We start from the raw sequence: 20767 nt of genomic DNA on the forward strand, positions 1-20767 counted from the left end.
TCGGCGCGCGGCGCACCGACGGGCCACGGCCCCTCGCGGTCGGGACGGGATCAGCCGGCGACGGCGCCGACCGCGACCCGCTCGGCCGGGAACTGCGGCATGGCGATGTCGGCCATCCGGGCGAGCACCCGCACGACCTGGCAGGAGTAGCCGAACTCGTTGTCGTACCAGACGTAGAGCACCAGCGAACTGCCGTTGACGATCGTCGCGAGACCGTCGACGACGCCCGCGCGGCGGGAGCCCACGAAGTCGGTGGACACGATCTCGGGGGAGTCGGTGTAGTCGATCTGCTTGCGCAGGGACGAGTTCAGCGAGATGTCCTTCAGGTACTGGTTGACCGCGTCCTCGGACTCCGGGGCCTGCTCGAGCTGCAGGTTGAGGATGGCCATGGACACGTCCGGGGTGGGGACGCGGATCGCGTTGCCCGTCAGCTTCCCGGCCATCTCCGGCAGGGCCTTCGCCACGGCCTTCGCGGCACCGGTCTCGGTGATGACCATGTTCAGGGCGGCGGAGCGGCCCCGGCGGTCGCCCTTGTGCCAGTTGTCGATGAGGTTCTGGTCGTTGGTGTAGGAGTGGACCGTCTCCACGTGGCCCTGCGCGATGCCGTACTTGTCGTGGAGCACCTTCACGACCGGGGTGATCGCGTTGGTGGTGCAGGACGCGGCGGACAGGATGGTGTCCTCCGCGGTGATGACGTCGTCGTTGACCCCGCACACGATGTTCTTCAGGTCGCCCTTGCCCGGCGCCGTGAGCAGCACCTTGGCCACGCCCTTGGCCTGCAGGTGCTTCGAGAGGCCGGCCTCGTCGCGCCACACGCCCGTGTTGTCCACGACGATCGCGTTGTCGATCCCGTAGGCGGTGTAGTCGATCTCGGTGGGGTCGTTCGCGTAGATGAACTTGATGGCCACCCCGTTGGCCGTGATGACGTTGTTCTCCTCGTCGACGTGGATGGTCCCGTCGAACTTGCCGTGCACCGAGTCGCGGCGCAGCAGGGAGGCGCGCTTGACGAGGTCGTTGCCCGGCTTCTTGCGCACCACGACGGCGCGCAGGTTCAGGCCGGTGCCGTCGTTGCGGTTGATGAGGATGCGGGCGAGCAGGCGGCCGATGCGGCCGAACCCGTAGAGCACCACGTCCTGGGACTCCGGGGAGTTCTGGGACCTGCGGTCCACGACGGGGGCGAGCTCCTCGCGCAGGAACGCCTCGAGGTCCTGGTCCGACTCCTGGGCGAGCCGGTTGAGCTTGCCGAGATCCACCGCGCAGGTGCCGAGGTTCAGCCCGGACATGGCCTCGAGCAGTCGGGTCGTGTCCTCGAGGGGCAGCTCCTCGCCGTCGATGCGGCGGGCGAAGCGGTGCGCCTTGATGATCTGGGTGACGGACTTGTGCACGAGGGAGCGGCCGTAGACCGTCGGCACGACCTTGTTCTCACGGTGCAGGCGTCCGACCAGGGGGACGATGCCCTCGGCGAGTGCCTCGCGGTCGGCCCAGCTTTCAGGAGTGCTCAAGAATGACTCTCTTCCTCGGCCGGGGACGTCATCGTGTCCGGCCGTGACGTGCCGCGCCTCGTTGCGCGGTCGGGTGCGCGCGCCGCTGCGGTTTGCGCAGGACGCCGCCTCCCATTCTAAGGGCACGGGCGCGCGGGGAGGGCCCCGTTACGGGCCCGGCGGACCGGTCCGGCGCCCGGTCCGGCGCCCGGTCCGGCGCCCGGTCCGGCGCCGGGGCGGGGGACCGGCGGGTGCTACCGTGAGGGCATGCTGACGGTCATCGGTGAAGCGCTCGTCGACGTGGTCTCGAAGCGCGGCCAGGAGCCTCGCGCGCACGCCGGGGGAAGCCCCATGAACGTGGCCGTGGGCCTGGCCCGGCTCGGCCACGAGGTGCAGTTCCTCGGCCGCTACGGCGAGGACGAGTACGGCACGCAGGTCGAGGCGCACCTGCGGGACAACGGCGTCCTCCTGCCCTTCGAGGCCGACGCGCGGCCCACGTCCGTGGCGGAGGCCGTCATCGGGGACGACGGCGCCGCGACCTACGACTTCCAGCTGGACTGGTCCCTGGACCTCTCGGACGAGCAGCTGGGCGAGCTGCTCCGGGACACCGCCCTGCTGCACGTCGGCTCGATCGGGGCGATGCTCGAGCCCGGCGCCTCGAGGGTCCTGCACGCCGTGGAGCAGGCCCACCGCACGGCCCTGATCTCCTACGACCCCAACTGCCGGCCGTCCATCATCCCCGACTCCTCGGACGCGCGGGCCCGGGCCGAGCAGCTCGTGGCCCTCGCCGACGTCGTGAAGGCCTCGGACGAGGACCTCCTGTGGCTGTACCCCCACCGCAGCATCGAGGAGAGCGCCGGCGCCTGGCTCAAGGCCGGCGCGGAGCTCGTCGTCGTCACCCGGGGCCCCCTGGGGCCCTGGGCCCGCACCCGCGCCACCGGTCCGCGCGGGGTGGAGGTGCCCGCCGCCCGCACCACGGTCGTGGACACCGTAGGGGCGGGGGACTCCTTCATGGCCGCGCTGCTCGCCTGGCTCACCGACCACGGCTACACGGGCGCGCCGGCCCGCGAGCGGATCGACAACCTCGACGAGGAGCAGGTCGGCGAGCTGCTGCGCTACGCCGCCGCGGCGGCCGGCGTCACGGTCTCCCGCGCCGGCGCCGACCTGCCCCGCACGGACGAGCTGCCCACGACCTGAGCGGTTCCTCACCCGACCCGACCCTGATCCCGACCCGGAGGAGAGCCCGTGCCCGACCGCGACCCGTACGCAGACCTGCCCGACCTGCCGAGCTTCACCCTCACCTCCGAGGACATCGCCGACGGCGGGCCGCTCGCCCCGGCCCAGCTCTCGGGCATCATGGGCGCCGGCGGCCAGGACGTGTCCCCGCAGCTGAGCTGGTCCGGCGCCCCGGAGGGCACGAAGAGCTACGTGGTCACGGTCTTCGACCCGGACGCCCCCACCCCCAGCGGCTTCTGGCACTGGTGCCTGTCCAACATCCCCGCCGAGGTCACCTCCCTCGAGCGCGGCGCGGCGGCCGACCCGCCCGCCGGGGCGGTCAAGCACCGCAACGACGGCGGCACCGACGAGTACGTGGGGGCCGCGCCGCCCCCCGGCCACGGGCCGCACCGCTACATCGTGTGCGTGACCGCGGTGGCCGAGGAGCAGATCGAGGTCGACGAGACCGCCAGCCCCGCCGTCGTGAACTTCCAGCTGTTCAGCTCCGGGATCGCGCGCGCCTGCCTCACCGGGATCCACGAGGCGTAGGTGGCAGAACACCCGTGAGCCCCGATCCGGAGGTCCCCGGGGCGGCGCCGATCAGGATGATCGCCAGCGACCTCGACGGCACCGTCCTGGGGCCCGACTTCCGCTTCCGCCCGCGCACCGTCGACGCGATCCGGGCCGCCCAGGACAGCGGCATCCACGTGGTGTTCGTGACGGGCCGGCCCATGCGCTGGCTCGACCCCCTGCGCGAGCAGCTGGGCCACGAGGGCGTGGTCATCTGCTCGAACGGTGCGGTGGTCTACGACCTCAGGGCGGACCTGGTCGTGGAGTCCAGCCTGTTCCCGGCCCGGGACGCCTTCGCGGTCATGGACGAGGTCGCGGCCCGGCACCCCGGCACGCTGTTCGCGGCGGAGACGCTCGAGGGCGTCTTCACGGACCACGGATGGGCCCGCACCGACAGGATGGAGATCGGCGACCCCCTGGTCGGGGCCCTGCGGGAGCGGGTGCCGGAGGGCCAGGGGCTCGTGAAGTTCCTGGCCAAGCTGGACACCGCCGACCCGCAGGAGTACTTCCGGGCGCTCGCCGAGCTCGTAGCGGGCAGGCTGTCCGTGACGCACTCCGTGGCGGAGGCCCCGCTCGTGGAGATGGGCCAGAAGGGGCTCACCAAGGCTCGCACCCTCGAGCAGTACGCGGCCGAGCGCGGCATCCGCCCGCACGAGGTGATGGCCTTCGGCGACATGCCCAACGACCTCGAGATGCTCACCTGGGCCGCCCACGGGTACGCGATGGCGAGCGGGCACCCCGCGGTCGCGCGCGCCGTGGGCCGCGTGGCCCCGCCCTTCGAGGAGGACGGGGTGGCCCAGGTGATCGAGGCGCTGCTGCGCCGCCGCCGACCTGGCGCGTCATGGGCGGGACAATCTGCTACCACGGGGTAACAATAGGGGGGTGACCCCTCCAGCGCGCCGGCGCCACACCCCCGCAGCCCTGGCCCACCGCGGTTTCTGCCGGGACGGGGCCGAGAACACCCTCGACGCCTTCCGCGCGGCCCGGGACCTCGGCTACGAGTGGATCGAGACGGACGTCAACACCACGGCCGACGGCGTGGTCCTGTCCTTCCACGACGAGACCCTCGACCGCGTCACCGGCGGCAGCGGGAAGGTCTCCTCGCTGACCTGGGCGCAGATCAGCGCCGAGCGCGTCGCCGGTGCCGGGCGCATCCCGCGCTTCTCGGACCTGTTGACGGAGTTCCCCGAGCTGAAGTTCAACGTGGACGTCAAGGACGAGGCGTCCGTGGCGGCCCTGCCGGTGCTGCTCCACGAGCTCGGCGCCGTGGACCGGGTGCGGGTGACCTCCTTCTCCGAGAGCCGCCGGCGCCGCACGCTGCGGCGGATCCGCGAGCTCGACGGCCGGACCGTGCCCACGTCCTCCGGCAAGGAGGGGATGCGCCTGCTGCTCGTGTGCTCGTGGCTGGGCGGGCCCAGCTGGCGTCTCGCCCGGCGGGCGGCCGCCCGGTGGATCGAGCCGTTCGACACCGTGCAGATCCCCCGCCGCTACCGGATGCGGGGCGGGACGGAGGTCCAGCTCGTGACGCCTCGCTTCCTGGGCTTCGCCCACCGGCACGGCATCGACGTGCACGTGTGGACCGTCAACGAGACGGCGGAGATGGCCGAGCTGCTCGAGCTCGGGGTCGACGGGATCGTCACGGACCGGGCGGACCTGCTCGCCGCGCTCCTGACCCAGCGGGGACAGTGGCCGCCCTCGGGCGTGTGAGCCATGACACGGCGGCCCCGCCCGTGGCAGGGTGGGAGCCATGACCGACACCGCCACGACCGGCACCGCGCAGCACGTCCTGACCGAGGTCCGCAACGGCACCGGGCGCATCGTGCTCAACCGGCCCCGTCAGCTCAACGCGCTGACCGCGCAGATGTACCGCGACCTCAAGTCCGCGCTCGACGCGTGGCGCGAGGACGACTCCGTGCGCCACGTGCTGGTCACCTCCGCCTCACCGCGGGCGTGGTGCGCCGGCGGCGACATCCGCGAGGTCCGCGACGCCGTGCTCGGCGGGCTGACGGAGGAGGCCACCGGGGTGTTCGCCGTCGAGTACGCCCTCGACTGCCTGATCGCGGACTACCCGAAGCCCTACGTGGCGCTCATGAACGGGATCTGCATGGGCGGCGGCATGGGCATCTCCGTGCACGGGTCCCACCGCGTGGTGGGCCCCTCGACGGTCATGGCGATGCCCGAGACGAAGATCGGCTTCTTCACCGACATCGGCGCCTCCTGGTTCCTGCCGCGCGTCTCCCGGCCGGACCGCCGCGGCGAGCAGGGCCTGGCCGTGGGCCGCTGGCTCGCCCTCGGCGGGCAGCGGGTCAGCGGCGCGGACGCCGTCGCCCTCGGGCTGGCCGACGTCCTCGTGGCGGACGAGGACTTCGAGGCCCTCGCCGGCGCCGTGGTGGAGGAGGGCCCGGAGGACGCCCTGTCCCGCTTCGCGCGCGAGCCCGAGCCGTCCTCCGTGGTGGCGCGGTGGGAGCAGATCGAGGAGCGCTACGGCGCCCCGACCCTCGAGGAGATCGTCGCCGCCGCGCCGGAGGACCTCGCGGGGATGAGCCCCTCCTCGCTGGTGCGCACCTTCGAGCTGCTCGAGCGCGGGGCGGCCGACGACAGCGTCCGCTCCTGCCTCGAGCGGGAGCTGCGCCTCGCCGCGGACACGATCGCGCGCCCCGACTTCGCCGAGGGCGTGCGAGCGGTCCTCGTGGACAAGGACAACCGGCCGGCCTGGGAGCACGCCTCCGTCACGGACGTCGACGTCGCGGCCGTCCGGGCCGTGCTCGACGAGAAGCTGCCGCTGCCCCTCTGACCGGCCGGCCGGCACCCGGCGCGTTCAGCGGCGGGACGGGTGCTTGCCGTTGTCGCTGACCACCACGCGGGGCGGGCCCCAGGGGTCACCGGACTCGGTGGGCCGGTCCACGAACCGGCGGTAGCCGAGGTACAGCACGACGACCAGCGCCACGGTGACCACGGCGAACGTGGCGACGGTGTCCTGCGAGACCAGGCTGCGGACCACGCTGTGCAGCAGCGTGAACAGGCCGCCGAGCAGCACGCCGTGGGCGAGCACCGGTCGGCGCCGCTCCACGGCCAGGCTCACCCCCAGCAGCACGACGGACGCGACCAGGGCGATCACGCCGACGTCGCGGCTGTACCGCATGTGCTCGACCTCCCACGCCTCCCACCCGCGCTCGTAGGCCGCCCACTGCTGCTGCTCCTCCGGGGCGAGCTCGCGGGTCTCCCGCGCCATCGCGACCGCCGGGGGCGGCGCGGGCTCCTCCGGGCCGGGGTGGACCGTGGCGACGCCGAGACCGACGAACAGGGCCAGCAGCAGCCCCAGGAAGAACGTGTAGACCGTCCGCACGATCCTGCCGTCCGCGCGGTTCTCGGCGCTGTCCTGCGTGCGGTCCTTCATGCGGCGTGCTCCGTCTCCCCCGCCGGTGCGGGACGTCCGTCCGGGGCGCCCGGGTCCGCGGCCGGCCGCCGGGGCGTGCTCACATTGTGGGGCGGGCCTGCTCCGTTGTCCACGTCCGTCACCTGGCCCGCGGGCCTTCCACCGCGTTCCCCGCCTGCCTACGCTGGAGTCCTCCGCGGCGGCCCACGGGACCCGGGGGCGCGGGCGGAGCCGGGGGAGCACCGGAGGTCGGCGGGCCGCGCGCCCGCCGGAGAGGCGGTGGGGACCATGGTGGTCTTCGAGAACAGGGTCGAGGCCGGGCGGCAGCTGGGGAAGCGGCTGAGGTCCCTGCGCGGGCAGGACGTGGTGGTGCTGGGGCTGCCCCGCGGCGGGGTGCCCGTGGCCCACGAGGTGGCCCGCATCCTCGACGCGCCGCTGGACGTCATCGTGGTGCGCAAGCTGGGGGTCCCCTCCCAGCCCGAGCTGGCCATGGGCGCCATCGGGGAGGAGGGGGCCCGCGTGCTCGACGAGCGGACCCTGCAGTACTTCGGGGTGACGGACGCGCAGCTCGAGCAGATCGAGGCGCGGGAGCGGGCCGTGCTCGAGGCCCGGACGACGCGCTTCCGGGAGGGCCGGGAGCGGGTCGACCTCACCGGGCGGACCGCCCTGGTCGTCGACGACGGCATCGCCACCGGCTCCACGGCCCGCGTGGCCTGCCGGATCGCCCGCCAGCTGGGCGCCGCGCGCGTGGTGCTGGCCGTCCCGGTGGCCCCGCAGGAGGCCCTGGGCCGGGTGGTCGAGGCGGACGAGGTGATCTGTCTCGCGACGCCCCCGTACTTCACGGCCGTCGGCTACCACTACCGGGACTTCTCCGCCACGGAGGACGACGAGGTGGTGGCCCTGCTCGACGCCGCCCGGCGCCGCCACCAGCCGGAGCTGCCCCCGCCGTCCCGGGCGGGGCAGGCCGCCCACGGCTATCCGGTCGACGCCGACGTGCGCATCCCGGCCGGGGGCGAGCAGCTCGCGGCCCACCTGCACCTGCCGGGGCCCGGCGCCGGGGTGGTGGTCTTCGCCCACGGCAGCGGCAGCAGCCGGCACAGCCCGCGGAACCAGTACGTGGCCTCCGTGCTGCAGCACGCGGGGCTCGGCACCCTGCTGCTCGACCTGCTCACCGCCGGGGAGGAGACGGACCGCGGCAACGTCTTCGACATCGGCCTGCTCGCCGAGCGGCTGCTCCTGGCCACGGCGTGGCTGCGCGAGCAGCCCGGCTCCGCGACGTCCCCGGTCGGGTACTTCGGGGCGAGCACGGGCGCCGGCGCCGCCCTGTGGGCCGCGGCCGAGCCCGGAGCCTCGATCGCGGCCGTGGTCTCCCGCGGAGGCCGCCCCGACCTCGCGGACGAGCGGCTGCGCTCGGTGCAGGCGCCCACCCTGCTGATCGTCGGCAGCGAGGACGCCGAGGTGCTCGGCCTGAACCGGTGGGCGCAGGAGTCGATGCGCTGCCCCACCCGGCTGGCCGTCGTGGAGGGCGCCACGCACCTCTTCGAGGAGCCCGGAACCCTCGCCGAGGTCGCCGGTCTGGCCCGGGACTGGTTCCTGCGCCACCTCCCCCCGGCCGGGGAGCACGGCGACGGGACGTCCCGGTGAGTCCGCTCGGGCGCGGTCCCTCCGGGGAGGCCGGGGTCCTCGCGGAGATCCGCTCCCTCGCGCAGCCGCTGGAGGGGGCGCAGGACCTCGGCCCGCTCGTCGAGCGCTGCGCCGGCGCCCGGTTCGTGTGCGTGGGGGAGGCGTCCCACGGCACGCACGAGTACTACCGGTGGCGGGCCCTGCTCAGCCGCCGGCTGATCGAGGAGCACGGCTTCACCTGGATCGGGGTCGAGGGGGACTGGCCGGACTGCTGGCGGCTCAACCGGTGGGTGCGCGGCGAGGCGGACCAGGACCTCGACGCCCACGGTGTCCTCGCGGGCTTCGAGCGCTGGCCCACGTGGATGTGGGCGAACGAGGAGGTCGCCGAGTTCCTCGACTGGCTCCGGGAGGAGAACGCCCGCCGGGCAGGCCACGAGCAGGTGGGCTTCTACGGCCTGGACGTCTACTCGCTGTGGGACTCGCTGCGGGAGATCATCGGCTGGCTCGAGGCCAGTGCGCCCGAGGCCCTGCCCGCCGCGCTGCAGGCGTGGCAGTGCTTCGTCCCCTTCCACGAGGACCCGCACCGGTACGCGTGGCGGACGCGGATCGTGCCCGAGAGCTGCGAGGCCGACGTCGTCGCGCTCCTGGCCGAGGTCCGCCGGCGCACCATGGACCGGACGGCCGGGGACCCCGCCGCGTTCGACGCCGCCCTCAACGCCATGGTCGCGGTCGACGCCGAGCGCTACTACCGGACCATGGTGCGGGGCGACCGGCAGTCCTGGAACGTGCGCGACGAGCACATGGCGGACACCGCGGGCCTGCTCTCCCGCCACCACGGGCCCGGCGCCAAGGGCCTGGTGTGGGAGCACAACTCCCACGTGGGGGACGCCCGGGCCACCGACATGTTCGACGCCGGGCTGGTCAACGTGGGCCAGCTGCTGCGCGAGCGCCACCCCGCGCACGAGGTGGTCCTGGTGGGCCTCGCCTCCTGGACCGGCACGGTGGTCGCGGCGGAGGCGTGGGGCGCGGCCGAGGAGGTCCTCGCCCTCCCGCAGGCGCGCCCCGGCAGCCACGAGGACCTCCTGCACCGGACCCTGGAGGAGGACGCGGTGCTCGTCTTCGGCCGCGACCGCTCCGGGCCCTGGCTCTCCGGGAGGTTCGGCCACCGGGCCGTCGGGGTGGTGTACCACCCGTGGCGCGAGGCCGGCAACTACGTCCCCACCCGCATGGGGGAGCGCTACGACGCGCTGCTGTGGTTCGGGACGACCGCCGCGCTGCGGCCCCTGCACCACGAGACCCCGCCCGAGGAGCCCGAGCTGGAGACCGAGCCGACGGGCTTCTGAGGCGTCCCGGCGGAGCGGCTCAGACGCCGGTCTGCTCCCGGTGCGCCTCCTCGGGAGCCTTCTCCGCGGGACGGTCCTGGAAGAAGCGCCGGTGGCCGAGGACCAGCACCACGGCCAGGCCCACGCTCACGGCGACGAACGTCATGGTGGTCTCGCTGGAGGCGAAGCTGCGGCCGATGGCGTAGATCAGGGTGAACAGCCCGCCCAGCATCACCCCGTTGGTCAGCACCCTGTTGCGCTTCTCCAGCACGAGGCTGAGACCGAGCAGCACCACGGACGCGCCCAGGGCCACGACCGCCACGTCGCGGCTGTAGCCCTGCTGCTCCTCCTGCCACTGCCGCCACTGCCGGTCGTTCTCCTCCATCTCCGCGCGCTGCTCCTCGGTCGGAGCGCCACCCTCGGGCACGAACTCCATCCCCGCGGTCGGTTCCGGCATCTCCGGCCCCGGGTAGAACGTCTGGATCCCCAGGCCCACGAACAGGGCCAGCAGGGCCCCCAGGAAGAACGTGTAGACGATCTTCATCACGTTGTTGTCCACCGCGGACACCTCGATCTCTCCCGGTCCCCGGGGTGGTCGCCGGACGGCGGCAGGACCCGTGGGGATGCCCCGATTATCGCCCTGTCGCACCTGCGAATCCAGTGCCCCCGGGGGCCGGCGGAGCGGGCCCTCGTCATCATGCGTCCCGGACCCCGCGGCCCTTACGCGCCCGGTCGGCGGTGTCTACCCTGGAAGGGTCGAGGCGGACCGCACCCGTCTCCCCGGGCGACCCGGGCCGACGCCCCGGGTCGCCGCCGCGGAACGGGTGCCACGGGAAGGAGTCAGGTCATGGCCGGATTGATGCGCAGGGAGGGCATGGAGATGCTCGAGCCCCTCCGACGTCTCCTGGAGGGGGACGTCGAGGCGTCCTGGCCCCGCGTGGAGGAGTACCGGGACGGTGACACGGTGGTGATCCGGGCGGAGCTGCCCGGCATCGACCCCGAGCAGGACGTGGAGCTCACCGTGGCCGACGACGTGCTCCACCTGCGGGCCGAGCGCCGGGAGCGGATCGAGCACAAGGACAAGGGCAGCTACCGCTCCGAGTTCCGCTACGGCTCGTTCTCCCGCACCCTGCCGCTGCCCGCCGGGTGCCGGGACGAGGACATCAGCGCCGCCTACCGCGACGGCGTGCTCGAGGTCCGCGTCCCCGTCGCCGGGCACGTCGAGCCTCCCGCGACCAAGAAGATCCAGGTGACCCGCGGCTGAGGAGGCCGCGCCGCCTGCGCAGCGGCGGTCGGCCCGGGACGGTGCCGACCGCCGGCCGTCACACGGGCCCCGGGACAGAGGGTCCGTTGTGACGGGCACCACCGAGTCCTATCGTGGAGACAGGCGGACCGGCCGGCCCGCCGGGAACAAGGGGGAAGACCATGGCCGAGCCGTCGTCCGGAGGCCGGATCGTCGTGGGAGTCGACGGGTCCGGTTCGTCCAAGGCCGCGCTCCGGGAGGGAGTGCGGCTCGCCGAGGCCCTGGGCGCGCCGCTCGAGGCCGTCATGTGCTGGGAGGACCCGCTGCTCTACGAGAGCTACCGCGTGGTGGACCCCGAGGAGTTCCGCCGCGGCAGCGAGCAGCTCTTCGAGAGCACCCTCGCCGAGGTGTTCGGGGAGCAGCACCCGGAGAACCTCACCACCCGGCTCCTGCGCGGCCAGGCCGCCGCCCGGCTCATCGAGGAGAGCGAGGACGCCCGGATGCTGGTGGTGGGCCGACGGGGCACGGGCGGGGTGCTCGGGATGATCCTCGGCTCCGTCTCCTCGGCCCTGGTCTCCCACGCCAAGTGCCCCGTCCTCGTGGTGCGGCACTGAGCGGTCGGCCGGGTGCCTGGCGGACGGGGCGCGCCCCGGGCCCGGCCCGCGGGCGCCGGAACGAAGGAGCTGGACCATGGACGCACCGTCGCAGCAGCGGATCCTCGTCGGGATCGACGGATCGGACTCCTCGAAGGAGGCCCTCCGCGCGGGCGACAGGATCGCGCGGGCCCTCGACGTCCCGCTGGTCGCCCTCATGTTCTGGCAGGGACCGCCCCTCTCCGAGGGTCGGCAGGCCGTCGACCCGGACCGGCCACCGGCCGGCAGCGAGGAGCAGCTCCGGTCGACGCTCGCCGACGTGTTCGGCGGCGGCGTCCCGGAGCACGTGCACGCCGAGCTGCTCCACGGACGGGCCGCGGCCGGCCTGGTCGAGGAGAGCGAGAACGCCCTGATGCTCGTGCTCGGCCGCCGCGGCCACGGCGGCCTGCGGGACTCGGCCCTGGGCTCCGTCTCCAACGCGTGCATCGCCCACGCCCACTGCCCGGTGCTGGTCGTCCGGCACTGACCGGCCCGCGCCGGCCACCCGGCGCGGGCCACGCGGCACCGACAGGCCGGCTCCCGGCAGCCGGCCCGGACAAGGAGGTTCGGTCATGAGTGCACCGACGGACCAGCGGATCCTCGTGGGGATCGACGGCTCGGAGTCCTCGATGGAGGCCCTGCGGCTCGCCGCGAGACTCGCGGAGGCCCTCGACGCCCCGCTCGAGGCGATCGCGTGCGCGGGGGACCCCACCGTGCTGGACGCCGAGCTCCTCGTCGACGAGGAGGCCCTGCGCGCCAACCACGAGCGGATCCTCGCGCGCACGGTCGCGGCCGTCTTCGGGGAGGACGTCCCCGACCGCCTGACCACCACGGTCACGCACGGGCGCCCGGCGGGCCGGCTCATCGCGGAGAGCGAGACCGCGCAGCTGCTCGTGCTCGGCCGGCGCGGCCGCGGCGGGCTGCTCGGCTCGACCCTGGGCTCGGTGTCCCACGCGTGCGTCTCCTACGCCCACTGCCCGGTGCTCGTGGTCCGGCACTGAGACGGCCCGGGACCGGAAGGGCACGGCGCCCGGGGCGGTCCGGCGGTGCAACGGACCGTCACCGCTCGCCGCGTGGCCCCCGCAGGGCGCGCAGGGCGTTGAGGATGGCCAGGAGGTCCACGACCTCCTGGCTGAGGGCGCCGAAGATCGCCGGGATCGTCCCGGTGGCGGCCACGAGCACGAGCACCACGGACAGGGCGATGCCCAGCCAGATGCTCTGCAGGGCCACCTGCACGGTGCGCCGGCCGATCCGCACCGCGGTCGCGGTCCTGGCGAGGTCCTCGGTGAGGATCACGACGTCGGCGGACTCGCTGGCGGCGGTCGCGCCGCGGGCGCCCATCGCGACTCCGACGTCGGCGGCGGCGAGCACGGGGGCGTCGTTGACGCCGTCGCCGACCATGAGCACCGGCCGGTGCGGGGCGTTCCGGACGGTGCGGACCTTGTCCTCGGGCAGGCACTCGGGCAGCACCCGGGTGATGCCCAGCGCCGCGGCGACGTGCTCCACGGTGGCGCGGGCGTCACCGCTGAGCACGAGGATCTCCCGCACCCCGAGCCCGGTCAGCTCGGCCATCGTGGCCGCGGCGTCCTCGCGCACCTGGTCGCTCATCACCAGGGTGCCGGCGAAGCGGCCGTCCACGGACACGTAGACGGCCAGCTCGCCCGGGCCGAGCGCCTGCTCGACCACACCCGGGGCGGAGCGGGCCACATGGGCGCGCTTGCCGACCACCACCCGGCGCCCCTCCACGGTGGCGGTGACCCCGTGGGTGGCCTCCTCGTGGGCCTCCGCGGCCGGGGCCGGCTCCAGCCCCCGGGCGAGCGCGGCGTCCCGCACCGAGGCGGAGAGCACGTGGGAGGAGTACTGCTCGGCGGACGCCGTCAGGCGCAGCAGCTCGTCCTCCGGGAAGGGGGGACGGGCGTGGACGGCGAGCAGCTCGGGACGGCCGTAGGTGATCGTCCCGGTCTTGTCGAAGGCCACGGTGCGCACCGCCGCGAGCCGCTCGAGGGTCCCGGCGTTCTTGACGATGACGCCGTTGCGCGCCGCGCGGCTCATCCCGCCCAGGAACGCCACGGGAGCGGCGATCAGCAGCGGGCAGGGGTGGCCACCACGAGCACCTCGGCGAAGAGCACCGGGTCCCCGTGGTACCACCACGCCAGCCCGGCCACGAGGAACGCGAACGCGGTGAAGGGCACGGCGTAGCGGTCGGCCAGGCGCACCACCGGCGCCCGGGACTCGGCGGCCTCGCGCACCATCGCCACGATCTGGGAGTACTGGCTGTCCGCCGCGGTCGCGGTGGCCCGCAGCACCACGGCCTGCTGCTCGTTCAGGGCGCCGGAGAGCACCTGCTCGCCGGCGCGGCGGGTCACGGGCAGGCTCTCCCCGGTGATGGAGGACTCGTCGAAGTCGGCCTCCGCGCCGACCAGCAGGCCGTCCACGGGGACGACCTCGGCGGGGCGGACCATCAGCTCGTCCCCGGGCAGGACCTCCTCGACCGGGACGTCCTGGACGGACCCGTCCGGGCCCAGCCGGTGGGCGAGCACGGGGGCCCGCTCGAGCAGCGCGTTGAGCTCCTTGCGGGCCCGGTTCGCGGCGTAGTCCTCGAGTGCCTGGCCCCGGTGAGCATGAGGACCACCACGAGGGACGCCAGGTACTCGCCGACCGCCACGGTGGAGCTGATCGCGGTGACGGCCAGCAGGTCCACGCCCCAGTGCCCGGCGATGATGTCCTCGACCATGCCCCACGCGACCCGGGCGGCCACGACCAGGGCCCAGCCGGAGCCCAGCCACTGCGCCGGCCCCGGCAGCCCGGCGACCAGCAGGCCCACGACCGCGGCGCCCACGGCCAGGGTCACGGCCACGAGCGGGTAGCGCCGCGGGAACTCGAGCAGCCGTCCCGCGCGGCCGGGGTCGACGTCCAGGTCCGGGCGTGCGCCCACGGAGAGGCTCATGCGTCCATCGTGCTCCCGGGCCCGGCCGCGAGGCGCCGCTCGGTCTCGGCGATCCGCCGCGCGGTGCGCAGGAAGCTGTCCGGGTTCAGGGAGATCGAGTCGATCCCCTCCCGCACCAGGAACTCGGCGAAGTCGGGGTGGTTGCTGGGACCCTGGCCGCAGATGCCGATGGGGATGCCCGCGGCGTGGGCCTTGCGGATCGCCTCGCTGATCATCCGGGTCACGGCCTCGTCCCGCTCGTCGAACAGCGCGCAGAGGGCCTCCGCGTCCCGGTCCACGCCCAGGACGAGCTGCGTGAGGTCGTTGGAGCCGATGGAGAAGCCGTCGAACCGGGTGGCGAACTGCTCGGCCAGGACCACGTTGGAGGGGATCTCGCACATCATGTACACCTTCAGGCCGTGCCGCCCGCGCTCGAGCCCGTGCTCGGCCATCGTGGCCAGGACCCGGTCCGCCTCCGGCACGGTGCGGCAGAACGGGACCATGACCACCACGTTGTCGAAGCCGATGCGCTCGCGGACCCGCCGCAGCGCCCGGCACTCGAGGGCGAAGCCCTCGCGGTACCGGGGGTCGTAGTAGCGGGAGGCCCCCCGGAACCCGAGCATGGGGTTCTCCTCGGGCTCCTCGAAGGCCGCCCCGCCCACGAGGTGCGCGTACTCGTTGGTCTTGAAGTCGCTGAGCCGCACGATCACCGGCCGGGGGTGGTACGGGGCGGCGAGCTTGGCGAGGCCCAGCGCCAGCGTCTGCACGAAGTACTCCGGCCCGTCCGGGAAGCCCTGCGTGAGCTGCGCGATCCGTCGCCGGTCCGCCTCGTCCCGGACCCGCTCCGGGTGCACGAGGGCCATGGGGTGGACCTCGACGATGTTGTTGACGACGAACTCCATCCGGGCCAGCCCCACCCCGTCGGCCGGCAGCCGCCACCAGCGGAGGGCCGCGGCGGGACTCGCCACGTTGACCATGATCGCGGTGCGCGCGTCCGGCAGCTCTCCGAGGTCGACCTCCTCCACGTCGAACGCGAGGGCGCCCTCGTAGACCGTGCCCCGGTCGCCCTCCGCGCAGGAGACCGTCAGCTCCTGGTCCTCCGGGATCGTCCGGGAGGCGTCACCGGTCCCGACGACGGCGGGCAGGCCCAGCTCCCGGCTGACGATCGCCGCGTGGCTGGTGGGTCCGCCGTGGTCGGTGACGATCGCGGCGGCACGCTTCATCACCGGGACCCAGTCCGGGTCCGTCATCTCGGTGACGAGCACCGACCCGTCCCGGAACGACTCGATGTCCGCCGCGGTGCGCACCACGCACGCCGGGCCGGTCGCCACGGCGTCCCCGACCGCGGCGCCCACCGCGAGCACGCGTCCCCTGCCCCGGAGGTGGTGGACCGTGAAGCGGGTCCCGCTGCGACCGGCCTGGACGGTCTCCGGTCGGGCCTGCAGCAGGAACAGCTCGCCCGTCAGGCCGTCCTTCGCCCACTCCAGGTCCATGGGGCGGCCGTAGTGGTCCTCGACGAGCACGGCCCAGCGGCCGAGCTGCAGGACGTCGGCGTCGTCGAGCACCCACGCCTGCCGCTCCGCGGGCGAGGTCTGCACGAGCCGGGTGGCGGCGGCGCCGGCAGGGGCGTCGTCGTCGTGGACGAGCTTGTGCAGCTTGGCCCCCCGGGTCCGCTCCACGATCGGGGTCTCCGCCACGTCGAGGAGGGGCTTGAAGACGAGGTACTTGTCCGGGTCCACGGTGCCCTGCACCACCGTCTCGCCCAGGCCCCACGTCGCGCTGATCACGGCCACGCGGGGGAAGCCGCTCTCGGTGTCGATCGAGAACATCACCCCGGAGCAGCCGAGATCCGCCCGGACCATCTCCTGCACGCCGACGGACAGCGCGACCGCGAGGTGGTCGAACCGCTTGAGCTCCCGGTAGGTGATCGCCCGGTCCGTGAACAGGGACGCGTAGCACTTCCGGCACGCCTCCAGCAGCTCGTCCTCGCCCACCACGTTGAGGAAGGTCTCCTGCTGGCCGGCGAAGCTCGCGTCCGGGAGGTCCTCCGCGGTCGCGCTGCTGCGCACGGCCACGGACAGGCCGGCGCGGCCGGTGCGCTCGGCGAGCTCCCGGTAGTACTGCCGGATCTGCCGCGCCGTCTCCTCGGGGAACTCGCCGCGCAGGAACAGGGCGCGCACGGCGGCGCCGGTCTCCCGCAGCGTCGCGCGGCCCGCGCGGTGGTCCTCGAGCCGGTCCCGCAGGGCGGGCCCGATCCCGTTGGCCTCCACGTAGGACCGGTAGGCGTCCGCGGTGGTCGCGAAGCCGCCCGGCACGCGCACCCCCCAGGACGCCAGCTCCCGGACCATCTCCCCGAGGGAGGCGTTCTTGCCGCCCACCCGGGGGACGTCCGCGATCCCGAGCTCCTCGAACCAGTGGACCTCGGGGGCGGCCACGTCAGCTCCTCCGCTCCCGCAGGGCCTCGCAGGCCTCGTCGCACCGCTCGCACGCCTCGGCCACGAGGGCGCAGTGCTCGTAGACCTCGGCGTGCTTGCGGCACGCGTCCCGGCACGCCCGGGCCGCGGCCCGGCACGCCTCGAGCAGCGGCACCAGCACGGCCCGGCCGTTCCCGGGCTCCGGGAAGCCGAGGCGGGCCAGCACCTGGGCGGTGGCCGAGCAGATCGCCGCGCAGTCCTGCGCGGCGCGCAGGCAGTCGCGCAGGTCCGCGACGGCGTCCTCCTCCACGCAGGCGTCGGCGCCGACCCGGCAGATCTGGGCGGCCTCGAGGCACGCCTCGATGCACCGCGCCTCGGCCGCCCGCTCCTCGCGCGAGAGCTCGGGGGCGGCGGGGTGCGCCATCAGGGCGCGGCTGATCGTGCTCACCGGGTGTCCTCCATCAGGTGGGACGGGTGCGGGGCGGTTCAGCCCGCGAGGCGGGGCCTCGTAGCGGTCCCGGCCCGCGCCCCCGGGCGCGCGTGCTCGGGGGCCCGCGGGCGGCGGCGGGTGCCCGTCCACCCGGCGAGCCGGGTCACGGTGCCGTGGCCGGGGAGCTCGGCGGGGAGCACGAAGTCGACGGCGGGCGTGCCGCGCACGGCGTCCTCGTGCTCCGCGGCCCAGCGCAGCAGGTCCACGGCGGCCGGTTCGACGTGGTGGGCGGTGGTGAGGTCCACGACCACGGCGATGCCCGGCACCAGGGTGCGGGCGCGGCGGACCAGGGGGCACAGGGCCCGGTGGTTGAGCTCGGTGACGCACCCGCTGACCAGGAGCCGGACGTGCCTGCCGTCGAGGTCGACCTGGACGAGAACGGACGGTTTGTGGTGCATGGTTTCTCCCCTGCAGCTCGTGGTGCGCGGCCGGCTGCTCGGCCCTCCCGCACTCCACGCTAGGGGAAAGGAGACGTGGGTCACCAAGAAAGGTGGCCTCTCACCGGCACATTTCGTCTACCGACGAGTAAGGGGCGCCCCGCGGTCCTCAGCCCAGGGGGGAGGGCAGCCGTGTGGTGTCGGGGGCGAGCGGATCGCTGCTCACCGTCCCCCGCACGCGGGCCAGGGCCGCCATGAGGTGGTAGACCACGAGCGTGGCCGCGGTGCCGAGGGCGATGCCCGCGAACTGCAGCCCGGAGGCCTCCCACGTGTAGTCGGCGACCCCGATGATCATGGCCACCGCGGCGGTGGTGAGGTTGACCGGGTTCGAGAAGTCCACGCGGTTCTGCACCCAGATCCGCACCCCGAGCATGCCGATCATCCCGTACAGCACCGTGGCGGCTCCGCCCAGCACTCCCGCGGGGACGGTGGCCACGGCGGCGCCGAAGACCGGGAAGACGCTCAGCAGGATCGCCACGCCGGCGGCGACCCAGTAGGCCGCCGTCGAGTAGACGCGCGTGGCCGCCATGACGCCGATGTTCTCGGCGTAGGTCGTGGTGCCCGAGCCGCCGCCCGAGCCGGCGATCACGGTGGCGAGCCCGTCGGACATGATCGCGCGCCCCATGTACGGGTCGAGGTCGTCGCCGGTCATGAGGGCGACGGACTTCACGTGCCCGATGTTCTCGGCGACCAGCACGAGGATGACGGGGACGAACAGGCCCATCAGGGGCAGGTGGAACTCGGGGGCCTGGAACGGGGGCAGCCCGAAGAGCCCCTGCTCCTGCCACGCGGCGCCGACCGCGGAGAAGTTCACCTCGCCCCGGACCACCGCCGTCAGGTAGCCGATCAGCACGCCGAGCAGGATCGACAGCCGGCCGGGCAGGCCGCGCAGGACCACCGAGATGAGGATGATGGAGGACAGCGTCACCAGTGCGGTGACGGGGGCCTTCATGAAGTTCTCCTTCGCGGACGGCGCCAGGTTGAACCCGATGAGCGCCACGATGGTGCCCGTGACCAGCGGCGGCATGAGCTTCTGGAGCCAGGCCGTGCCCGCGAACTGCACCACCAGGCCGATGAGGAACAGCGCCGCGCCCGCCATGAGGACGCCGCCCAGTGCGCCGCCGGGGCCGTACTGGTTCATCGAGGCGGTGATGGGGGCGATGAACGCGAAGGACGAGCCGAGGTAGGACGGCACCCGGCCGGCGGTGATCACCAGGAAGAGGATCGTGCCCACGCCGGAGAAGAACAGTGTGGTGGAGGGCGGGAAGCCCGTGATCAGCGGCACCAGGAACGTGGCGCCGAACATGGCGACCACGTGCTGCGCGCCGATGGCGACCGTGCGGGGCCAGGTGAGCCGCTCCCGCGGCCTCACGACCTCCCCGGCGGTGACGGTGCGGCCGTCGCCGTGGAGGCGCCAGCCCAGGCCGAGGCGGGTGGCGGTGGTGCGTCCGGGCACGGGGGAACTCATGCGGGTCTCCTCGACGGCGGGGTGGGAGCCCGGATCCGGGCCTGCACCACTGTACTCGGTGCCCCCGCCGGGCGGAGAGGGGTCCGGGGGCCGGTGTCCGGGCGGTGTCGGACGCCGCCCATATCATCAGCACGGTGATGGTCACTATGATGGAGGGCGATCAGCCGCACCGTCCGGACAGGAGTCGACACATGCGTCAGCCACAGCCACGAGGGCCGCTCGGCGAGGACCTCCTCGCGGTGCTCCGGGAGGAGCCCGGCACCCCGGGGGCCGAGGCCCGGGCCGGGGCGCTGCCGGCGGCCGCCCGTGCCGCCGTGTCCCGTGCGGACGGCGTGCTCGCCGACGACGACGTCCAGCTCAGCCTGTTCGTCCTGCACGCCCTGCACTACCAGGGCGTCGACGGGGTCGACGACCGCTGGGAGAGCGACCCCGAGCTGCTGCGCGCGCGGGAGGTCCTCTCCGGCGCGCTCGAGGCGCAGCTGCGCGCCGAGCTACCCGCCGACACCGTTCCCGGCACGCCGCAGTCGGTCGCCGACGCCCTGTTCGCCATGGCCGCCGACGACGACGGCCCGAGCCTCGCGCGCTACCTCTCCGGCCGGGCGGACGCCGGGCAGGCACGGGAGTTCCTGCAACTGAAGTCCGTCTACCAGCTCATGGAGGGCGATCCGCACACCTGGGGCATCCCGCGGCTGAGCGGCCGGGCGAAGGCCGGCCTCATCGAGATCCAGGTCGACGAGTACGGCGGCGGCAACGCCCTGCGCATGCACTCGGCCCTGTTCGCGGCCGGGATGCGCGAGGCCGGCCTCGACGACTCCTACGGCAGCGCCGTCGACCGCGTGCCCGCCGAGTGGCTCGCCGGGTTCAACACCGTCACGATGTTCGGTCTGCACCGCCGGCTGCGCGGCGCGGTGGTGGGGCACCTGGCGATGTACGAGATGACGTCCTCCGTGCCCTCCAAGTTCCTGGCGCGCGGCTTCCACCGCCTGGGGCTGCCCGCCGCGGCCGCCTTCTACGACGAGCACGTCGAGGCCGACGCCGCCCACGAGCAGATCGCGGCCCGGGACATGGCCGGGGGCCTCGTGGTCGAGGACCCCGCCGTCGCGGCGGACGTCTTCTTCGGCGCGCGGTGCGTCCTGCACCTGGACGCGCTCGCCGCCCGCCAGGCGCTCGCGCGGTGGGAGGCGGGGGAGTCCGCGCTGCGCCCGGCCGCGGCGGAGCCGTCCCGGCGCGGCGCCGCGGAGCTCGTCCGGTGAGCGCGGAGCACCGCCCCGAGGACCCCGGGGCGGCCCCGGACCCCGGCTCGGCCCCCGGTCCCGCGCCGCTCCCCGGCCCCGCCCCGGTCCCCGATCCCGGGCCGGCCGCGGCTGCCGGGGCCGGTGAGCCGGTGACGATCACCGTGTGCCCCGACGGCCCGTTGCTGGTGCGGGGAGGCTACGAGCTGCTGGACGGCGAGGACCGGCCCATCGACCCCGGGCGCGCCACCGTGGCGCTGTGCCGCTGCGGGGCGTCGTCCATCAAGCCGTTCTGCGACGGCTCGCACAAGCGGGCCCGCTTCCGGGCCCGCTGAGGC

General features: G+C 74.3%; 20 protein-coding genes and 1 pseudogene. 13 read left to right on the plus strand and 8 right to left on the minus strand.

Features of this window, described 5'->3' with window-relative positions:
• Positions 1 to 50: 50 nt before the first annotated feature.
• On the minus strand, positions 51 to 1502 hold the full coding sequence (locus tag ACYVM4_RS15380) for a glyceraldehyde-3-phosphate dehydrogenase (protein ID WP_368820935.1): 1452 nt from the start codon (positions 1500 to 1502) through the stop codon (positions 51 to 53).
• A gap of 246 nt (positions 1503 to 1748) precedes the next feature.
• Here ACYVM4_RS15380 and ACYVM4_RS15385 point away from each other — a divergent pair, with 246 nt between their 5' ends.
• Genes ACYVM4_RS15385 through ACYVM4_RS15405 form a run of 5 tightly spaced genes read left to right on the plus strand, consistent with a single transcriptional unit; the run spans position 1749 to position 6060 of the window.
• Positions 1749 to 2678 (plus strand): carbohydrate kinase family protein, encoded by a 930-nt coding sequence (locus ACYVM4_RS15385; RefSeq protein WP_368820934.1) that lies wholly within the window; start codon positions 1749 to 1751, stop codon positions 2676 to 2678.
• Positions 2679 to 2726: 48 nt separating this feature from the next.
• Positions 2727 to 3245 carry a YbhB/YbcL family Raf kinase inhibitor-like protein gene (locus tag ACYVM4_RS15390; protein ID WP_460669097.1) on the plus strand — a complete coding sequence of 173 codons (519 nt, stop codon included), beginning with the start codon at positions 2727 to 2729 and terminating at the stop codon, positions 3243 to 3245.
• Between the two features lie 14 nt (positions 3246 to 3259).
• Entirely contained in the window at positions 3260 to 4138 is an 879-nt protein-coding gene (locus tag ACYVM4_RS15395; RefSeq protein ID WP_460669098.1) for an HAD family hydrolase, read from the plus strand.
• 10 nt (positions 4139 to 4148) lie between these two features.
• Positions 4149 to 4973 (plus strand): glycerophosphodiester phosphodiesterase family protein, encoded by an 825-nt coding sequence (locus ACYVM4_RS15400; protein ID WP_368820931.1) that lies wholly within the window; start codon positions 4149 to 4151, stop codon positions 4971 to 4973.
• A gap of 40 nt (positions 4974 to 5013) precedes the next feature.
• Complete coding sequence (locus ACYVM4_RS15405) at positions 5014 to 6060, plus strand: enoyl-CoA hydratase/isomerase family protein (protein ID WP_368820930.1); 1047 nt, start codon at positions 5014 to 5016, stop codon at positions 6058 to 6060.
• 24 nt (positions 6061 to 6084) lie between these two features.
• On the opposite strand, the gene ACYVM4_RS15410 is transcribed toward ACYVM4_RS15405, so the two are convergent.
• The gene (locus tag ACYVM4_RS15410; protein ID WP_460669099.1) at positions 6085 to 6663 is read right to left on the minus strand and encodes a hypothetical protein; all 579 of its coding nucleotides are present in this window, start codon (positions 6661 to 6663) and stop codon (positions 6085 to 6087) included.
• A gap of 267 nt (positions 6664 to 6930) precedes the next feature.
• On the opposite strand from ACYVM4_RS15410, the gene ACYVM4_RS15415 reads away from it, so the two are divergent.
• Positions 6931 to 8286 (plus strand): phosphoribosyltransferase family protein, encoded by a 1356-nt coding sequence (locus tag ACYVM4_RS15415; RefSeq protein ID WP_368820928.1) that lies wholly within the window; start codon positions 6931 to 6933, stop codon positions 8284 to 8286.
• On the plus strand, positions 8283 to 9608 hold the full coding sequence (locus ACYVM4_RS15420) for an erythromycin esterase family protein (RefSeq protein ID WP_460669100.1): 1326 nt from the start codon (positions 8283 to 8285) through the stop codon (positions 9606 to 9608). The genes ACYVM4_RS15415 and ACYVM4_RS15420 overlap by 4 nt, the downstream gene beginning before the upstream one ends.
• 19 nt (positions 9609 to 9627) lie before the next feature.
• On the opposite strand, the gene ACYVM4_RS15425 is transcribed toward ACYVM4_RS15420, so the two are convergent.
• A complete protein-coding gene (locus tag ACYVM4_RS15425) occupies positions 9628 to 10146 on the minus strand; it encodes a hypothetical protein (RefSeq protein WP_460669101.1) in 519 nt (172 codons plus the stop codon).
• A gap of 288 nt (positions 10147 to 10434) precedes the next feature.
• On the opposite strand from ACYVM4_RS15425, the gene ACYVM4_RS15430 reads away from it, so the two are divergent.
• The 4 genes from ACYVM4_RS15430 to ACYVM4_RS15445 all read left to right on the plus strand — a co-directional run bounded on the left by ACYVM4_RS15430 (position 10435) and on the right by ACYVM4_RS15445 (position 12463).
• On the plus strand, positions 10435 to 10851 hold the full coding sequence (locus ACYVM4_RS15430) for an Hsp20/alpha crystallin family protein (protein ID WP_460669102.1): 417 nt from the start codon (positions 10435 to 10437) through the stop codon (positions 10849 to 10851).
• A gap of 161 nt (positions 10852 to 11012) precedes the next feature.
• The gene (locus tag ACYVM4_RS15435) at positions 11013 to 11444 is read left to right on the plus strand and encodes a universal stress protein (RefSeq protein ID WP_460669103.1); all 432 of its coding nucleotides are present in this window, start codon (positions 11013 to 11015) and stop codon (positions 11442 to 11444) included.
• A gap of 76 nt (positions 11445 to 11520) precedes the next feature.
• Complete coding sequence (locus ACYVM4_RS15440; protein WP_460669104.1) at positions 11521 to 11949, plus strand: universal stress protein; 429 nt, start codon at positions 11521 to 11523, stop codon at positions 11947 to 11949.
• Between the two features lie 85 nt (positions 11950 to 12034).
• Positions 12035 to 12463: a universal stress protein gene (locus ACYVM4_RS15445; protein WP_368820922.1), complete on the plus strand. Its 429-nt coding sequence runs from the start codon at positions 12035 to 12037 to the stop codon at positions 12461 to 12463.
• Between the two features lie 58 nt (positions 12464 to 12521).
• Here the strand turns inward: ACYVM4_RS15445 and ACYVM4_RS15450 are convergent.
• The 5 genes and pseudogenes from ACYVM4_RS15450 to ACYVM4_RS15470 form a co-directional block, all read right to left on the minus strand.
• Positions 12522 to 14409, minus strand: a pseudogene (locus ACYVM4_RS15450) (heavy metal translocating P-type ATPase).
• Positions 14406 to 16823 (minus strand): phosphoenolpyruvate synthase, encoded by a 2418-nt coding sequence (ppsA, locus tag ACYVM4_RS15455; RefSeq protein WP_460669105.1) that lies wholly within the window; start codon positions 16821 to 16823, stop codon positions 14406 to 14408. Before ppsA ends, ACYVM4_RS15450 begins: the two are co-directional and overlap by 4 nt.
• Position 16824: 1 nt before the next feature.
• Positions 16825 to 17250, minus strand: coding sequence for a four-helix bundle copper-binding protein (locus ACYVM4_RS15460; RefSeq protein ID WP_368820919.1), 426 nt, complete (start codon positions 17248 to 17250; stop codon positions 16825 to 16827).
• A gap of 38 nt (positions 17251 to 17288) precedes the next feature.
• Positions 17289 to 17690 carry a hypothetical protein gene (locus ACYVM4_RS15465; RefSeq protein ID WP_460669106.1) on the minus strand — a complete coding sequence of 134 codons (402 nt, stop codon included), beginning with the start codon at positions 17688 to 17690 and terminating at the stop codon, positions 17289 to 17291.
• A gap of 148 nt (positions 17691 to 17838) precedes the next feature.
• Positions 17839 to 19197, minus strand: coding sequence for a uracil-xanthine permease family protein (locus ACYVM4_RS15470; protein ID WP_368820917.1), 1359 nt, complete (start codon positions 19195 to 19197; stop codon positions 17839 to 17841).
• Positions 19198 to 19388: 191 nt separating this feature from the next.
• On the opposite strand from ACYVM4_RS15470, the gene ACYVM4_RS15475 reads away from it, so the two are divergent.
• On the plus strand, positions 19389 to 20450 hold the full coding sequence (locus ACYVM4_RS15475) for an iron-containing redox enzyme family protein (RefSeq protein WP_368820916.1): 1062 nt from the start codon (positions 19389 to 19391) through the stop codon (positions 20448 to 20450).
• Positions 20447 to 20764 carry a CDGSH iron-sulfur domain-containing protein gene (locus ACYVM4_RS15480; RefSeq protein WP_368820915.1) on the plus strand — a complete coding sequence of 106 codons (318 nt, stop codon included), beginning with the start codon at positions 20447 to 20449 and terminating at the stop codon, positions 20762 to 20764. The genes ACYVM4_RS15475 and ACYVM4_RS15480 overlap by 4 nt, the downstream gene beginning before the upstream one ends.
• Positions 20765 to 20767: the final 3 nt, after the last annotated feature.

The sequence above is a fragment of the Kocuria himachalensis genome, assembly GCF_054784195.1.

What these genes read in the sequence shown, in the direction of transcription:
- ACYVM4_RS15430 (WP_460669102.1), top strand. Translation starts at nt 10,435, where the DNA reads ATGGCCGGATTGATGCGCAGGGAGGGCATGGAGATGCTCGAGCCCCTC.
- ACYVM4_RS15445 (WP_368820922.1), top strand. Translation starts at nt 12,035, where the DNA reads ATGAGTGCACCGACGGACCAGCGGATCCTCGTGGGGATCGACGGCTCG.
- ACYVM4_RS15435 (WP_460669103.1), top strand. Translation starts at nt 11,013, where the DNA reads ATGGCCGAGCCGTCGTCCGGAGGCCGGATCGTCGTGGGAGTCGACGGG.
- ACYVM4_RS15410 (WP_460669099.1), bottom strand. Translation starts at nt 6,663, where the DNA reads ATGAAGGACCGCACGCAGGACAGCGCCGAGAACCGCGCGGACGGCAGG.
- ACYVM4_RS15475 (WP_368820916.1), top strand. Translation starts at nt 19,389, where the DNA reads ATGCGTCAGCCACAGCCACGAGGGCCGCTCGGCGAGGACCTCCTCGCG.
- ACYVM4_RS15465 (WP_460669106.1), bottom strand. Translation starts at nt 17,690, where the DNA reads ATGCACCACAAACCGTCCGTTCTCGTCCAGGTCGACCTCGACGGCAGG.
- ACYVM4_RS15415 (WP_368820928.1), top strand. Translation starts at nt 6,931, where the DNA reads ATGGTGGTCTTCGAGAACAGGGTCGAGGCCGGGCGGCAGCTGGGGAAG.
- ACYVM4_RS15470 (WP_368820917.1), bottom strand. Translation starts at nt 19,197, where the DNA reads ATGAGTTCCCCCGTGCCCGGACGCACCACCGCCACCCGCCTCGGCCTG.
- ACYVM4_RS15405 (WP_368820930.1), top strand. Translation starts at nt 5,014, where the DNA reads ATGACCGACACCGCCACGACCGGCACCGCGCAGCACGTCCTGACCGAG.
- ACYVM4_RS15385 (WP_368820934.1), top strand. Translation starts at nt 1,749, where the DNA reads ATGCTGACGGTCATCGGTGAAGCGCTCGTCGACGTGGTCTCGAAGCGC.
- ACYVM4_RS15440 (WP_460669104.1), top strand. Translation starts at nt 11,521, where the DNA reads ATGGACGCACCGTCGCAGCAGCGGATCCTCGTCGGGATCGACGGATCG.